The organism is Paraburkholderia sp. BCC1876, assembly GCF_902833695.1.
Lineage (GTDB): Bacteria > Pseudomonadota > Gammaproteobacteria > Burkholderiales > Burkholderiaceae > Paraburkholderia.
In genome coordinates this window covers 1432610-1447245 of the sequence record NZ_CADFGI010000001.1, presented here as the reverse complement: position 1 = coordinate 1447245, position 14636 = coordinate 1432610, and the positions used below count along the sequence as shown (strand labels likewise).

The window sequence follows — 14636 nt, the reverse complement described above, 5'->3', positions numbered from 1 at the left end:
AAGTATCGGCACGCTTGAATGCCGCGTTTCAGGGCACGTTTTTACGGTCGAACACCAGATTGCTCGATTCGATAAGTTCGCTTGAACGCTCCGCCCACTGCTTCAATTCGGTCACGATCGGCAGCACGCTCTGCGCGAGCGGACTCAAGCCGTATTCCACGCGCTGCTGCTGGTGATCGTACGCGTAGCGTTGCACGAGCCCGTCCCGTTCCATCTGCCGGAGTGTCTGGGTCAGCATCTTGTCGGAAACGCCATGAATGCGGCGACGGATTTCGCCGAAGCGCAAAGGCTCCTCGCGCAACGCGACGATCGCCAGCATCGTCCACTTCTGACCGATCCGGGAAAGGATCGAGCGGGAAGGGCACATCGATAAAAGCGCGTCGGGTGAGGCTTCAGGATGTCGCAACATGGTCCGTTTTCGCGCAGGCGGCTCAGGTTTGCCGGAACGGCGCGTCCTGAATCACGTCGCCCTGATAGAACGCCGGGAAGCGGTCGAGCTGATGCCGCGCCTCGTTGGGGTCGATGCCTTCTTTCAGAACCGCGCTGGAAAAGCCGGTGCGTTCCATCTGGATCAACTGGTCGACGAGCACGTCGCCGGTGGCGCGCAGATCGCCTTTGAAGCCGAGCCGGCGGCGCAGCAGATACGCCTGGCTATAAGCGCGTCCGTCGGTGAAATTGGGGAAATGCAATTCGACGCGTGCCGCTGCGGCGATTTCGCTCTTCCGGTCGTGAGGGTCTTCGTCGTTCGCTAACGCAACGACGTGCCGTGCCGGCTCCGACGTGTGTTCCGGCACCGTCAGCAACCTGATCCGCGTGGTGTCGTTCATGCTGCGTTCTCCGCGTGCGTGCGGACGCGATCCGCCGCCGCTCTGAACGGCTCGATCCCCGCGCGCCGCACCGTGTCGATGAACGACTCGTGCTTGTCGTCGCGCGTCGCTCGCAGGTCGAGGTACGCGGAAAGCAGCGCGTCGATCACCTCGGGCACTTCGAGCGCGGAGAACGATGGGCCGATCACCTTGCCCGGTTGCGCCCGCCCGCTGGCGAGCATGCCGTCCGAGCCGCCTAAGGTCACCTGATACCACTCATTGCCGTCTTTATCGACGCCGAGAATGCCGATATGTCCGCTATGGTGGTGGCCGCATGAATTGATGCAACCGCTAATGTGCAGATCGATTTCGCCGATGTCGTTGAGTTCGTCGAGATCCTGATAGCGCTCGGTAATGGCTTGCGCGACCGGAATGGAGCGGGCATTGGCGAGCGCGCAGAAATCGCCGCCCGGGCAGGCGATCATGTCCGTGAGCAGATTCACGTTGGCGCTGGCGAGTCCCACGTCGTGGGCGGCTTGCCAGAGCGGCAGCAGGTCGTTGACGTGGACCCACGGCAGGACGACGTTCTGCGTATGAGTAACGCGCGCTTCGCCTGCGGAGAAACGGTCCACCAGATCGGCGAGCCGGTCGAGCTGATCCGCCGATGCATCGCCGGGCGCCTGCAGCAGACGTTTGAACGACAGCGTCACAATGCGCAACGACGGGTTCTTATGCGCCGCGACATTGCGCTCGAGCCAGCGTCCGAACTGCGGCGTCGCGATGGCCGCGGCCTGTAGCGTCGCGGTCGCTTCGAGGTCGACGGGTGCTTCCGTGCCATGCCCATGCGGCGGCACGAAACATGCGCTGACGCGATCCAGTTCAGCCTGCGGAATGGTGTGCGGACCGCCGTCGTGCTCGACGATCTGGCGGAATTCTTCGTCGACATCGTCGATGTAGCGCTGACCTTCCGCCTTCACCAGGATCTTGATACGCGCCTTGTACTTGTTGTCGCGACGTCCGTACTGGTTGTAGACGCGCACCACCGCCTCGATGTAATTCATGATCTGCCGCCATGGCAGAAACGCCCGCAGAACCGTGCCGATCATCGGCGTGCGGCCCATGCCGCCGCCCACCGTGACGCGAAATCCCAATTCACCTGCGTCGTTGCGCAGCAGACGCAGGCCGACGTCATGCCAATCGGTCGCGGCGCGGTCGTCGCTCGCGCCGGTGATCGCGATCTTGAACTTGCGCGGCAGGAACGCGAACTCGGGATGAAGCGTGGTCCATTGCCGCATGATTTCGGCGAATGGGCGCGGATCGGCGTTCTCATCAGGCGCGACGCCCGCGCGTTCGTCGCAGGAAATGTTGCGGATGCAATTACCGCTGGTCTGGATGCCGTGCATGTCGACGCTCGCCAGCAGGTCCATCACGTCGGCGGCTTTGGCGAGCGGAATCCAGTTGAACTGGACGTTGGTGCGGGTCGTGAAGTGCGCGTAGTGCGTCGGCAAACGAGCGGTGCCGAGCTTGCGCTGTGCTTCGCTGGCCAGGCGATAGACCTCGGCCTCGGGCGCGTCGTAGTCGCGCGCGATCCGGGCGAGCATACGCAACTGCGCACTCGACAGTTCTCCATACGGCACGGCGACGCGCAGCATCGGCGCATGCCGCTGCACATACCAGCCGTTCTGCAGCCGCAGCGGACGAAAATCGTCTTCGCTCAGCTTGCCGGCCTGCCAGCGTTCGAGTTGATTACGAAACTGCGCGGCGCGACTGCGCACGAAGGATTGGTCAAACGGGGTGTAGTGGTACATGGTCCGGGGCGTCTGCCGCCGCTGCCGCCGCACAAGGCGCAGGCTTGCTGAGCGTCGTTTTCGTTGGATGGAGCAAGGATCGAACGAACGATAAAACCAATGGTGCTCGCTGAACAGGAGCAGATGCCGCGTAAAACACGCTAGCAGATTGCGAATGCCGCCACGCATGAAGGATTGCCGGGGCGCGGGAGAGTGGACTGCTGCGCTGGAATTGTCGTCAACTGCTGCTGTTTTTCAAGGCTGGAGCAGCTCAGACTTAGGCCTGAGATAAAAGATACTGCGAACAATCCTGCGTTGAGAAGGTGATGCCATGAATCTGTTGAAGATGACGCGAATCGTGCTGTGGAGTTTCTTCGGCATTCGCCGTAGCGCTTCGCATCAGGCCGACATTGCGGACGTCAAGCTGCCGCTGTTGCCGGTGGTCGCCGTTGCGCTCGCTGCCGGGTTCGGCGCGACGTTGTTCGGTTTGGTGAAGCTGGCGATCAACGTCGCGCATTGAAGGCGCGGCGCGGTTTATGAGCTCGCCGGCCCAATCAGCGAACCCAGCGTTTTGACCGCGCTTTCCATACCGTCGCTCCACGGATGCCCGAAATTCAGTCGCACGTGGTGCCTGAATTCGTGTCGCGCGGAGAATATGGGCCCCGGCGCAATGCCGATACCGCTCGCTATCGCGAGACGGTGCAGTTGCATCGCATCGACCTGCGGCGGCAACTGAAGCCACAAGAAATAGCCGCCGGACGGCAGGGTCCAATGCGACCCGTCGGGCAGGTAGCGGCGCAGCGCGGCATCCATCGCGGCCAACTGAGTGCGGAACGCACCGCGCAGTTTCCGCAGATGCTTGTCGTAGCCGCCATGCTGAAGGTAATCCGCAATCGCCGCCTGAGCGGGAATGCTGGCCGATAGCGTGGTCATCAACTTCAGCCGCTGCACCTTCTGCGCGAACCGCCCGGCGGCTACCCAGCCAATGCGATAGCCCGGCGCTAGCGTCTTCGAAAAAGAACTGCAGTGCATCACCAGGCCCTTCGTGTCGAAGGCCTTCGCGGGTAGCGGGTGGGTTGCCGCGTGATGCAGCTCGCCGTACACGTCGTCCTCGATCAGCGGCACGTCGTGCTGGGCCAGCAGGTCGACGAGTGCCTGTTTCCGGTCCTGCGGCATGGCTGCGCCGGTCGGATTCTGAAAGCTGGTCATGAACCAGCACGCCTTGATCGGATGCCGCTCGAAAGCCTCCTGCAACGCCTGCAAATCGATGCCGGACTCCGGGTCGACGGGAATCTCCACCGCGCGCAGATCAAGCCGTTCAATGGCTTGCAGGGCCGCGTAGAACCCCGGCGATTCGATCGCGACGACGTCGCCGGGACGGGTGACAGCCATCAGGCACAGGTTGAGCGCTTCCAGCGCGCCGTTGGTGACGACCAGTTCGTCCATGGGTTGGGCAATGCCCATGCCCAGATAGCGCAGCGAAATCTGACGGCGCAACGCTTCATTGCCGGGCGGCAGATCGACCACCGTACTCCACGGACTGATCAGGCGGCTGGAGTGACCAAGCGACTTGGCGAGACGTTGCAGCGGAAACAGTTGCGGAGACGGGAAGGCCGAACCGAGCGGCACCACGTCGGTATGCTTCGCGGCTTCGAGCACGGAAAAAACGAGGTCGCTGATTTCGACCTTGGCCGACTCGACCGCGAGCGGCGGTCGTGGCGCGGCTTCCTGCTTGAGCGCTGCGCCTGGCGCGACGTAGTAACCCGAGCGCTCACGGGCGCGAATCAGCCCCCACTCTTCCAACTGGTAATACGCGCGAAATACGGTCGACTGGCTGACGCCGTGCTGCGTGGTGAGTTGCCGCACGGATGGCATGCGCGTGCCGACCGGCCGGCTGCCCGAGCGGATTTCGTCGGCCATGGTGTTGGCCAGCAATTCAAAGCGTTTCATTGGGCGGACGGTGTGGGCCATGCATGTGCATGGCCGATGCTGCGCTGGCGTTTGCCGCTCACTGCGGCGTTTCCGCTTTGGATTTTTTGCCGCTGCCGCCGCGGCTCTGGCTCCGGCTGCTGGTTGCGGGCGCATCTTTCTGCGCGCCGGCAACCTGAACGATCTGAAACTGGTCGATGACCGCATCGACCAGTGCTTCCGCGTTCCGAATGCCATCGACTGATGCGGCCAACGCCTTCAGACGGCCGTCGATCAACAGCAAAGCGAGACCGTGCACGTACGCCCACGCGGCTGTCATTGCGATAGCTTGCGCGGCATCCGGCCGCCCGAACGCGGCGGTTGCGCTCGGCGCGTCCTTCGGCGGGTTATCGAGCACGCCGGTGAGTGCACGCGCGGAAAGCTGTCTTGCTTCGATCAGCGACGCTCGCGTGTAATCGAGCATTTCGTTGCGCGACATCAGGTGAAGCAGATCGGGATTCTCCACCGCGAAGCTCACGTAGCCGCGCGCGACGGCTTTGTTCCGCGGGCGCCCCGGCGCTTCGCCTTCCGCCTTGGCCGCCATGCTCGCGGCCAGACGCCGATGACCGCTCGCGGCCAATTCGCTCAACACGCCGGCGGTGTCGCCGAAATGGTGCTGCGGCGCCGTGTGCGACACCCCCGCCTCGCGAGCGATCGCACGCAGCGTGAGACCGCGTATGCCGTCCCGCCGTAACACGGCCTCGGCAGCGGCCAGCAGCGCTTGCGGGAGCGACCCGTGGTGATAGGGCTTGTCCTGCGTTGCCGTGGCCATGGTTTTCTTTGTTTTCGACGATGCGGCGGCTTTGCGGCCTGTTGACGACCCATCTTTCATAGCGGCGGTGAACTCTCTGGTTTTCTGGTCTTGAAAAGACATGTTGACCAAAAGGGCCGTGAAAGTCAAAATCTTTCCACTGGAATAATATGGGGTGACCGTATGAGCGAGCAGACGAACGCAGAGGCATTTCAGGCCAACTTGCCGCCAACCGACTTCGAGGCGGACTGTGGGCCCTTGCGCGTGCATGGCGCGTTACCGTCCGGGCTCGCGGGGGGGCTGGTGCGCAACGGTCCCAATCCGCTTTATCCCGATCCGGCGCAGCACTGGTTCGCGGGGCATGGCATGGTGCACCGCTTCGAGTTCGCGGAGGCGGGCGTGACCTACCGGAACCGCTGGGTCCGCACGCAACGCTGGCTCGCCGAGCGCGAGCGCGGTGTCGCGCGGGGCAACGCGTTCGGTGATTCCGCGGACGACTCGCTGCCGTACGACGACGGCAGCGCCAACACCAACGTGCTGAGGCATGGCACGCGTCTGCTTGCGCTGGAGGAAGCGCACTTGCCGGTCGAACTGCATGCGCGCACGCTGGATACGCTTGGTCAGATCGATTTCGGCGGCGCGTTGCATGGCGCGTTTACCGCGCATCCCAAGCTCGATCCTGTAACGGGTGAACTGCTGTTCTTCGGCTATGGCGGTCCGAATGGATTGGGCGCGGGCATCACGGCGGGCAGCATCGACGCGAGTGGCCACGTTACGTATCTGCGGCGCTTCGACGCGCCCTACGCGAGCATGGTGCATGACTTCGCGATGACCGCGCGGCATCTGCTGTTTCCCGTGACGCCGTTGACGGCGAGCTTGCCGAGGTTACGTGCGGGCGGTCCGGCCTACGCGTGGGAGCCGCAGTTCGGCGCGTTCGTGGGTGTCATGCGGCGCGACGGCAGCGATGAGATCGAGTGGTGGAAAGGGCCGGCGTGCTTCGTCTTTCACGTGATGAACGCATGGGAGCAGGACGATTGTCTCTACATGGACGTGATGCAATTCGATGCTCCGCCGAATTTCACCTGGCCTGACGGCCGCCCGGTCGAAGACGTCGGTCATGCGCGCCTGTGTCGCTGGACGCTGGATTTGCGCAGCCACGCGCGCGTGTTCACCAGCAAGCTCGTTGCCGATATCAGCGGCGAATTTCCGCGTATCGACGAGCGCTTTGCCGGCGCGCCGTATCGTCATGGATGGCTGGCCGCGCATTCGGACGGAGAGGACGGTCTCTTCACGCGAATCGCTCATATCGATCACGCCAACCCGCAATCGCGCGACGTGTTCGACCTGCCGGCGGGCGACGCGACATCGGAGCCGGTCTTCGTGCCGCGTGTGCCCGATGCCACATCCGGTGCCGCCGAAGGCGATGGATGGATCCTGGCCGTCGTGTTCCGTGGAGCGCAAGCGCGCAGCGATCTGCTGGTGCTCGATGCGTTGAACGTTGCGGCCGGACCGCTGGCGACGGTGGAGATTCCGCACCGCGTGCCGAACGGGTTTCATGGAAACTGGCTGGCACGGGACTCGACAAACGAGTCGGCAAGCGAGTCGCCAAACGATTAAGTGCCGCTAAACATCAGGCCCGTTTTGCCGCGTGTTGAGCGGGATACCACGCGGTGAACTTGAACGCGCCAACGAGGGCGGCAACCGTAGCGACGATGCCCACCGAATGCGGCAACGCCGTCGCATAAGCCATGGCGATATCGGCCAGCACGAGCGCGCCGAACGCCGCTGCCCACGCTGCGCTGATCACATAGTTGACGTGGATGAATTCGGGGCTGTTCCACAGTTCGCGCGACACGGTTTCGCGTGCGTACTGCAACGTAAATGGCCGGCGCAAAGCGATCGAGGCGAGAACGATCAGCATGAGTCCCCCGTCGACGCGCAAGCGCACGGCGGCGATGGACCATTGCACGTCGCTGGTCAGCGCGTAGAGCGTCAGTGCGCCAAACAGCAGGAACGTGCCCACTTCGAGCAGCTTGATGCGGCGCACCGGGCTCACGAAATCGCGGATCAGCAGTGCGGCGGCAACGATCGCACCGGCGGCCAGTCCCGCCTGCGCACCGGCGAGGCGCTCGATTACCGCAAAGGCGAGGAACGGGGCAAACGTCAGAAGAAAAGTCATGGTGATCTCCAGAATGACGCGAGGATCGCGCGGTGGCGCGTGGGTTGGCGTCGAACGAGGGGGTAAGGCGGTGACTTCGCCAGGAGCTAAAGGTCACCAATCTGTACAGTGGAAAGATTGTGGTCGTAAAAAATCCGCCCGTCAAGCGCGGATCGTCAAAAGCTCACGGAGCGCCGCTCGTGCGGATATCGCGCAGCAGCGTGTGACTGTTGCGGGAGCGGGCCGGCCACGGTTCGATCGACACCAGCCATTGACGGTCGAGACGGTTCGGTTCGCATACTCGTGGGCGTTCTGGATCAGCGTCGGCGCGCCCGGGTCGTCCCACGAGACGAAGATATGTTCAATGTCGATCGCATTGTTCCTGGCCGGGAACGCGTGTTCCGGGTCGTAGACGCCGAGCAATTGCGGCTGCGCCACAACCACTTCCGGCACGGCTTGCGCTCGCGCCGAGACGTCATGCCCGAGCAGTGCGTTCGCGCCTTCCGGCAAGCGTTCGGTCTTGCCCATGCCAAGCACCAGCACAGCGGCCGCGAAGGCCACGCGGCGCACGGCGGGCCCGTCGCCGGCTGTCAGGCGGAGCAGGGACAGACGTTGCCCTTGCTCATGAGCATGCGCCACGACGATCAGCAGGGCGACCGCCAGATAGACCAGTGCGTTGACGCTCGAGATCACGTAGAAGCCGCGCGGCATTGCCGGTGTCGTCGATCATGACGAGCGGCAGGCTGCAGATCAGCGAGATCGCCAGATAAGGCAGCACCACGCGCAACGGCGGGCGCTCGTCAACGGACACGCCTTTGGGCGTCACGCGAAAGGCGAATTCCCGTCCGTGCAGACAGTCGGCGAGCGCCGAGCCGATGCCGAGCAGCGACCATGGCCAGCGCGCGAACAGGAACGCCATGCCTTCCCACGAGCTCACCTTCGCGTCGAACGGCCGGAAACTGCCCGTGCGGCGCACCCATGCCATCACCAGCAGAATGCTGATCGTGACGGCGCTCGCGTAGCCGAAGTAGGACAGATAGGCGACGTCGCTCCACACGCGGCGCGTGACCAGCGCGATCACGGGCATCGCGACGGTCGCGGCCATGGTCAGCGAAAACAGCGAATACCAGAACTGCGCGAACAGGAACTGCGCCTTCAAGCAACGGCAGCACCTTGAAATAGCGGCGCGTATAGCGCAGCAGAATCACCGCGAGACTCTTCGACCACTGATATTCCTGGGTCGCCGTATTGCCAGCCGTTGTCGCTTCACGAGGGTGCCCGCTGTCTGATCAGCGACGTGGCGCGCGGCAGATGAAAACGAACCGCGCAGACGATCAAAGTTCCCTCCAAATGAAAATGATTCGCATTCTTGCGGTGTCGATGCCCTGTGCTTTAAACTCAGCCGCCGTGATAAAGCTCGGTGCATTGCGGCGGCTCGTTGCCTGCCGCAACGCATCGGCGTGCCAGCCTAGGGGAGGCACTGGATGGTTCTGTGGAACACGACGAAGCAACGAAAGCTCACGGCACGCTGCCGCGAGCGCATGAAAGCCGCCGCGCTGCTCGCGGCCTGTGCGATGGCGCTGTCCGGCTGCGTGGCGGGGAAACTCGACCGAAGCGCGACGGATGTGCAGACCGATTTGCAGAAGGATGTGCAGACCGATTTGCCAACGGATGACTCCGCATTGCACGCGCGGATCAGCCGCACCGCCTACGATATTCCGCATATCGAAGCAAACGACTGGGCTGGTCTCGGCTACGGTTACGGCTATGCGCAGGCCACCGACGACCTCTGCACACTCGCCGACGGCTTCGTCACCTGGCGCGGCGAACGCTCGCGTTACTTCGGACCGGCTGCGCAGGCGAAGGCGTATTCGACCATCGGCCGGCCGGCCAACATCGACACCGATTTCTACTTCCGCTTTCTCGTCGACGACACGGCGCTCGCCACGTTCGAGAAGCAGCAATCCGGCGAAGCGCAGGCGCTCGCGCGCGGCTTCGCGGCGGGCTACGACCGCTATCTGCGTGAACTGGGCGAGGGCGCCCATGCGGGTGCGCACGCCGCGTGTCGCGGCCAGGCCTGGGTGAAGCCGATCGACACGCGCGATATCTATCGGCGCATGCTGGCCGCGATGTATGCGGGCGGCTACGCGCGCTTTGTCCACGCGATCGCGAACGCGCAACCGCCCGCGGCTTCTGCGGATGCATCGAAGCCAGCCGTGTCGTTGAATGGCAAGCCGCAGCAAGTGACGTCGCTGCCGTATTTGCAAGCCGGCGGCGGAGCGGGCATCGGCAGCAACGCCATGGCGTTCGGCGGCGATGCCACCGGCACGCCGCACGGGTTGCTGTTCGGCAATCCGCATTGGTTCTGGCGCGGCCCCGACCGCTTCTATCAGGCGCAATTGACGATTCCCGGCAAGCTCGACGTGAGCGGCGCTTCGTTTCTCGGCACGCCCGTCATCATGATCGGCTTCAACCAGAACGTGGCCTGGAGCTTGACCGTGTCCACCGCTCGCCGCTTCGGCCTGTTCCGGCTCGCGCTCGCGCCGGGGCGCCCGGACACGTATCTCGTCGACGGCAAAGCGGAAACGATGCAGCGCGTGCCGATCACGATCCAGGTGCGCGCGGCGGACGGCACGCTTCAGCCGATCACACGTACGCTCTATCGCACCCGCTTCGGACCGCTGATCGATCTCTCCGGCTTCTCGCCCGCGCTCGCCGCGAATTCCGCTTCGGCGTTTGCGATCCGCGACGTCAACGAGACCAACGCGCAGACCTTCGACACGTTCCTGCGCTGGGACCGCGCGGCTTCGCTGGAGGACTTCATCGCGATCACGCGCGACGACGCGTCGATGCCGTGGGTCAACACGCTCGCCGCGGGACGCAACGACCGGCGTGCCTGGTACGCGGATATCGGCGCGATACCGAACGTGCCGCCCGCGTTGTCCGCCCAGTGCACGGTGCAGCCGGTCGCGGCGGCGCTCGCGCAAAAAGCGCGCGGCGTGCCGGTGCTCGACGGTTCGCGCTCGGCCTGCAACTGGTCCGGCGCGAACGGCAAACTGCCGCTCGCGAACATGCCGAGCCTCACGCGCGGCGATTACGTCGCCAACATGAACAACACTTACGCGCTCGCGAATCCGGCGCAGCCGCTGGCGGGCTACGGTGCGATCTTCGATACCCAGGAGGAGATGACGCTGCGCGCGCAACTCGGGCTGCAGATGATCCGCGCGCGTCTCGATGGCCGGGACGGCTATCCGGGCCGTCTCGCGGACAGCGCGAGCGTGCGTCAGATGGTGTTGAACAGCCGGGCGCTCTCAGCGGAGCGCTTCAAGTCCGATGTGCTGGCGGCGGCGTGTGGTGAAACCGGCGGTGGCTCATCAACCCCATCGACCTCTTCGACCTCTTCGGCGGACGCGAGCGAGACGCTTGCATCGGCGTGCAAGGCGCTGCGCGAATGGGACGACACCGGCAACCCGCACGCGCGTGGCGCGAACCTGTGGGACGTGTTCTGGACGCATCTGCAGCACGAGAAGAGCGGCTGGTCGTATCGCGTGCCCGTCAGTGCCGCCGATCCGCTCAACACGCCGCGCGGTTTGAGTTTTGAAGGCACGACCGCGCGCGACCTGCTGTTGACGGCGGCCGACGATCTGCATCGCGCGGGTCTCGCACCCGACAGCCCGCGCGGCGCGGCGCTCTACGCCGCGCGTGACGGCGTGCGCGTGCCGTTGTTCGGCGGCTGCACCGCGCAAGGCTATTTCACGGCGGCCTGTTCACAGGAAAAGATCGATTCGCCGGAGGGTTTCTCGCTCGACGGCAATCCCAACGGCAACACCTACATGCAGGTGGTCGGCTTCGACGATACCGGGCCGCAGGCCTACACGTTCCTCGCCACCTCGCAATCCGACGACCCCGCGTCCGGCCACGAGAGCGACTACACCCGGCGCTACGCGAGCAAGGCGTGGCTGAAGGTGCCCTTCACGCGCGCCGAGATCGAAGCGGACCCGGCGCTGCGCGTTACCGTGCTCGATGGACCCGTGCCACCCTGAGCCCTCGTTAAAGCTGGAGCCAGGTTTCCGGACGACCCACGCATGCGCGGGTCGTCTGTCTGCTCGCGCCTCTGAATAGAAACAATAACGACGGTATAAAAGACCGGGTAATGGGCGGCAACATTCTCCGGTCCGTATAACTTACCTGAGCGATGTCGAAAACGGCATGGCGAACGCTATGCGCGATGAATTCTTGAGCAATGCTCGTTGAATGCGCGCGTGATCCTAATCGAATTCCGTGACGCCTTCCAGCAAACCCATATTGTCCGTAGTGCTACGGTTTCGCGTAGAAAAATAAATATTGTCAATGCGGTTTAACGGCAAGTCATTGATTGATCGGCGGAAACGGCTCATGGGAAACATGCATCGCGCATTTCGTCGGATTTGACGGTTGACACCTTCGGTTCCGGCTTCTAACCTTCGAGTCCAAATGGGAATGATTGTCATTCGCGAAAACTGAGTTTCGCGAGCCGGGACCGTTTATGGAGATCACTCCAGGCGGACTTCTGTCTTTCATTCGCATAGCCAATCAAATTAACGCAGCGGAGCGCATTCATGAGTTGGGGCGACGAGAACACGAATTTCCACGTAGTGGTGAATCACGAAGAGCAGTACTCGATCTGGCCTGACTACAAGGCCATTCCCGCCGGTTGGCGTGAAGCCGGCAAGTCCGGCAAGAAGGAAGACTGCCTCGCGTGGATCGACGAGGTGTGGACCGATATGCGTCCGCTGAGCTTGCGCAAGGCGATGGAAGAGAGCGCCTCCGCACAAGGTTCCGCGCCGAACTGAACGTATGCAGCCTAGTGTGAGCACCGCCAGCACCGTGACCTTCGCCACTTCCACGCCGCTCAATCTGATCTGCTTCGCGCATGCGGGCGGCAGCGCGGCGTTGTATCGGCGATGGATACCGTTGTTGCCGGACGGTGTGAATCTGATTGCCGCGGAACTGCCCGGCCACGGCACGCGTCGCGCGCAAGCCGTGCATACCGAATGGCGCCCGCTGATCGCCGAACTCGCCGACGACATCGGCCAGCGCCTCGATCGCGACGCGCCGTTCGCCGTTTTCGGGCACAGCATGGGCGCGCTGGTGGCCTTCGAGTTGTGTCACGCGTTGCGGCAACGAGATGGCCGCATGCCGTTGTGGTTGGGCGCATCGGCGTCGGTGGCGCCGTCGCGCCGCAAGGTCGAGTCGCATTGGCTCGACTGCCCGCGCGAGACGATGGTGGCGAAGCTCGCGGAACTGGGCGGCACGCCCACGGAATTGCTGGCCGACGCGGATTTCGTCGACTTCATGCTGCCGGTGCTGCGCGCGGATTTTCATCTGTGCGGGGTCTACACGGAACAGAGTCGGGCGAGTTCGCCGCGTCTGCCGCTTGAATGTCGTATCGATGTCTTTACCGGCCGCGACGATCGCGCCACCGCGCAATTCGCCGATGTCGACGCGTGGGCCGCATGCACGCAAGGCGAGTTCGGCCGTCATGAATTCGCGGGCGGCCACTTCTTTCTCGAAGCGCACGCCGCGGCGGTGCTGAATACGCTCACTGCCGTCGCGGTAGAACAGTAAACCGTCAGATCGTCACAGCATCAAAGCGGCGCGCGCCCAGCGGCCACTCCTCATTTCCTTAAAAACGGATTTCTGAAAATGTCGCTAACGTTTTCAACCTTGTTCGACTTCGAGCCGTTCGAAGGACAGAGCGAACACCACGTCGACCTCATCAAGCGCTTTGCCGCCGCGTTGCCGTTCCGTAGCGCGACCGTGGACGAACTCGTGCTCGACGGCCAGTATCACCGCCGGCCGCTGCGTCCCGAGGACTTCGAATTTCTCAAGTTCCGCAAGCCGGTGCGCACGCACAACGTGAGCCGCCTGCCTTCGCTGGCGTCGAATCGCACCTTGCTGTCGATCTATGAACTCGACGTGGCGAACCTGCCGCAGCAGACGAACGCGGACGCGTGGCAGCACTTCAGCGCCTATCACGCCGACGAAGTGCGCGCGCTCGGCGCACAGATCGCGCCGTTCCTCGAAGCGTATGCATTCGACTACCTGAGCCGCGACACCGACGCCGCCACGCAAGGCGATGCCGCCGCGGCGCGCCTGACGCGCCTGATCGGCGACGAACTGGCGTTCTGGGAAGACAACTTCGCGCGCCTCGTGCGCAACGATTATCTGCAGGACGGTCTGCGCTTTATCGCCGTGCAACGTTGGGCCTTGCTGCCCTCGAAGCGCCGCGCGTTGCGCCGCGCCCAGGCCAGCGGCTTCTTCGACGCGTTGCCGCCCGCCTTGCATCCCACGCTCGAGCTCGACGGCGGCAGCGAAGACCTGCTCGCACGCGTGGCGTCGGCGGCGGAGATCACGCGCGACGCGCATTCGTACTGGCAGTTCTATCTGCCGACCAGCCTCGCTAAAACCAATCTGCTGTACGCGCTTGCGCGCCGTCCCGATCGCGCCTTCGGTCTGATCGGTGCGGCGTTCGCGGCGCAAGCCGAGCAACTCGCGTTTGTCGCGGCGTTGACGCGTGCCTGCCCGCATCTCACGCATCGTGGCGCCGCGCCCGACGCCAGCCCGGACCGCCAGCGCGAACTCGCGCGCCGCTTCGCCGACGCATTGCGCGAACTCGAAGCGCGCTACGGCGAAAGCGCACGTGAACAATGCATGCAGGGCTTCGCGGCGGCCGAACGTCTGACGGAACGCGCGCGCTGGGATCTCGGCGAACAGTTGCGCTGGCTGTCGGCGATCGAACGTTTCTGCGAATTCGCGCAGCGCATCAGCACGCGCATCTATGCCGAGTTTCCCGACATCGATCGCGAGACGTTTGTCGAGCCGCACGAGATGTGTTCGACGACCCACGTTCACAACGATCACCGTCTCGTCACGATCGAAGCGGGCGAAATGCTGTTCTGGGGCAACGTCGGCATGCAGTTGAAGATGAATGAAGGCGACATGGTGCTGATTCCCGACGGCCGTTTGCACGGCTCGACGGTGGTGTCCGGCGAGTGTACGTATCACCAGCCGATCATCCCGGACGACTGGGTCAACGCACTCGTCGTCGAACTCGACGCGCCGCAGCCGGCCTGACGTAAGCCGTTCGCGCGTTGCTGCAGCCCTGCAACAGCGGCGCGCGCGAA

14 protein-coding genes are annotated in these 14636 nt (G+C 63.9%); 6 read left to right on the top strand and 8 right to left on the bottom strand.

The genetic code is table 11. The features are described from left to right. Positions 1 to 28: 28 nt before the first annotated feature. From HWY05_RS06150 to HWY05_RS06140, 3 genes are read right to left on the bottom strand one after another with little or no spacing between them, the layout of a single operon-like run. The gene (locus HWY05_RS06150; RefSeq protein WP_035559589.1) at positions 29 to 409 is read right to left on the bottom strand and encodes a helix-turn-helix domain-containing protein; all 381 of its coding nucleotides are present in this window, start codon (positions 407 to 409) and stop codon (positions 29 to 31) included. A 22-nt stretch (positions 410 to 431) separates the two neighbouring features. Further along, a complete protein-coding gene (locus HWY05_RS06145) occupies positions 432 to 827 on the bottom strand; it encodes a DUF934 domain-containing protein (protein ID WP_176057701.1) in 396 nt (131 codons plus the stop codon). Further along, positions 824 to 2614 (bottom strand): nitrite/sulfite reductase, encoded by a 1791-nt coding sequence (locus tag HWY05_RS06140; protein ID WP_176057700.1) that lies wholly within the window; start codon positions 2612 to 2614, stop codon positions 824 to 826. Before HWY05_RS06140 ends, HWY05_RS06145 begins: the two co-directional genes overlap by 4 nt. A gap of 310 nt (positions 2615 to 2924) precedes the next feature. On the opposite strand from HWY05_RS06140, the gene HWY05_RS06135 reads away from it, so the two are divergent. Next, a complete protein-coding gene (locus HWY05_RS06135) occupies positions 2925 to 3113 on the top strand; it encodes a DUF2970 domain-containing protein (RefSeq protein ID WP_035559580.1) in 189 nt (62 codons plus the stop codon). 14 nt (positions 3114 to 3127) lie between these two features. Here the strand turns inward: HWY05_RS06135 and HWY05_RS06130 are convergent, their stop codons facing one another. Together HWY05_RS06130 and HWY05_RS06125 are read right to left on the bottom strand one after the other, a co-directional pair. Further along, on the bottom strand, positions 3128 to 4543 hold the full coding sequence (locus tag HWY05_RS06130; protein ID WP_176057699.1) for a PLP-dependent aminotransferase family protein: 1416 nt from the start codon (positions 4541 to 4543) through the stop codon (positions 3128 to 3130). 58 nt (positions 4544 to 4601) lie between these two features. Further along, the gene (locus HWY05_RS06125; RefSeq protein ID WP_244146505.1) at positions 4602 to 5333 is read right to left on the bottom strand and encodes a TetR/AcrR family transcriptional regulator; all 732 of its coding nucleotides are present in this window, start codon (positions 5331 to 5333) and stop codon (positions 4602 to 4604) included. A 162-nt stretch (positions 5334 to 5495) separates the two neighbouring features. Here HWY05_RS06125 and HWY05_RS06120 point away from each other — a divergent pair, with 162 nt between their 5' ends. Continuing rightward, positions 5496 to 6929, top strand: coding sequence for a carotenoid oxygenase family protein (locus tag HWY05_RS06120; protein WP_176057698.1), 1434 nt, complete (start codon positions 5496 to 5498; stop codon positions 6927 to 6929). 13 nt (positions 6930 to 6942) lie between these two features. Here HWY05_RS06120 and HWY05_RS06115 read toward each other — a convergent pair whose 3' ends face one another. From HWY05_RS06115 to HWY05_RS06105, 3 genes are all read right to left on the bottom strand, one after another. Continuing rightward, the gene (locus tag HWY05_RS06115; protein ID WP_035559574.1) at positions 6943 to 7491 is read right to left on the bottom strand and encodes a hypothetical protein; all 549 of its coding nucleotides are present in this window, start codon (positions 7489 to 7491) and stop codon (positions 6943 to 6945) included. A gap of 141 nt (positions 7492 to 7632) precedes the next feature. After that, positions 7633 to 8181, bottom strand: coding sequence for a hypothetical protein (locus HWY05_RS06110; RefSeq protein WP_176057697.1), 549 nt, complete (start codon positions 8179 to 8181; stop codon positions 7633 to 7635). Beyond that, positions 8093 to 8629, bottom strand: a complete 537-nt coding sequence (locus HWY05_RS06105; protein ID WP_176057696.1) for a hypothetical protein — start codon at positions 8627 to 8629, stop codon at positions 8093 to 8095. The genes HWY05_RS06110 and HWY05_RS06105 overlap by 89 nt, the downstream gene beginning before the upstream one ends. A gap of 325 nt (positions 8630 to 8954) precedes the next feature. Between HWY05_RS06105 and HWY05_RS06100 the strand changes: the two genes are divergently transcribed. From HWY05_RS06100 to HWY05_RS06085, 4 genes are all read left to right on the top strand, one after another. Then, complete coding sequence (locus HWY05_RS06100) at positions 8955 to 11513, top strand: penicillin acylase family protein (RefSeq protein ID WP_176057695.1); 2559 nt, start codon at positions 8955 to 8957, stop codon at positions 11511 to 11513. 555 nt (positions 11514 to 12068) lie between these two features. Next, positions 12069 to 12302 carry an MbtH family NRPS accessory protein gene (locus tag HWY05_RS06095; protein ID WP_035559571.1) on the top strand — a complete coding sequence of 78 codons (234 nt, stop codon included), beginning with the start codon at positions 12069 to 12071 and terminating at the stop codon, positions 12300 to 12302. A gap of 16 nt (positions 12303 to 12318) precedes the next feature. Then, a complete protein-coding gene (locus HWY05_RS06090) occupies positions 12319 to 13077 on the top strand; it encodes an alpha/beta fold hydrolase (RefSeq protein ID WP_244146504.1) in 759 nt (252 codons plus the stop codon). Positions 13078 to 13155: 78 nt separating this feature from the next. Next, positions 13156 to 14586, top strand: coding sequence for a peptide synthetase (locus HWY05_RS06085; protein ID WP_176057693.1), 1431 nt, complete (start codon positions 13156 to 13158; stop codon positions 14584 to 14586). Positions 14587 to 14636: the final 50 nt, after the last annotated feature.

Coding starts and splice junctions, on each gene's coding strand:
- HWY05_RS06150 (WP_035559589.1), bottom strand. CDS start 409: ATGTTGCGACATCCTGAAGCCTCACCCGACGCGCTTTTATCGATGTGC.
- HWY05_RS06145 (WP_176057701.1), bottom strand. CDS start 827: ATGAACGACACCACGCGGATCAGGTTGCTGACGGTGCCGGAACACACG.
- HWY05_RS06140 (WP_176057700.1), bottom strand. CDS start 2,614: ATGTACCACTACACCCCGTTTGACCAATCCTTCGTGCGCAGTCGCGCC.
- HWY05_RS06135 (WP_035559580.1), top strand. CDS start 2,925: ATGAATCTGTTGAAGATGACGCGAATCGTGCTGTGGAGTTTCTTCGGC.
- HWY05_RS06130 (WP_176057699.1), bottom strand. CDS start 4,543: ATGAAACGCTTTGAATTGCTGGCCAACACCATGGCCGACGAAATCCGC.
- HWY05_RS06125 (WP_244146505.1), bottom strand. CDS start 5,333: ATGGCCACGGCAACGCAGGACAAGCCCTATCACCACGGGTCGCTCCCG.
- HWY05_RS06120 (WP_176057698.1), top strand. CDS start 5,496: ATGAGCGAGCAGACGAACGCAGAGGCATTTCAGGCCAACTTGCCGCCA.
- HWY05_RS06115 (WP_035559574.1), bottom strand. CDS start 7,491: ATGACTTTTCTTCTGACGTTTGCCCCGTTCCTCGCCTTTGCGGTAATC.
- HWY05_RS06110 (WP_176057697.1), bottom strand. CDS start 8,181: ATGCCGCGCGGCTTCTACGTGATCTCGAGCGTCAACGCACTGGTCTAT.
- HWY05_RS06100 (WP_176057695.1), top strand. CDS start 8,955: ATGGTTCTGTGGAACACGACGAAGCAACGAAAGCTCACGGCACGCTGC.
- HWY05_RS06095 (WP_035559571.1), top strand. CDS start 12,069: ATGAGTTGGGGCGACGAGAACACGAATTTCCACGTAGTGGTGAATCAC.
- HWY05_RS06085 (WP_176057693.1), top strand. CDS start 13,156: ATGTCGCTAACGTTTTCAACCTTGTTCGACTTCGAGCCGTTCGAAGGA.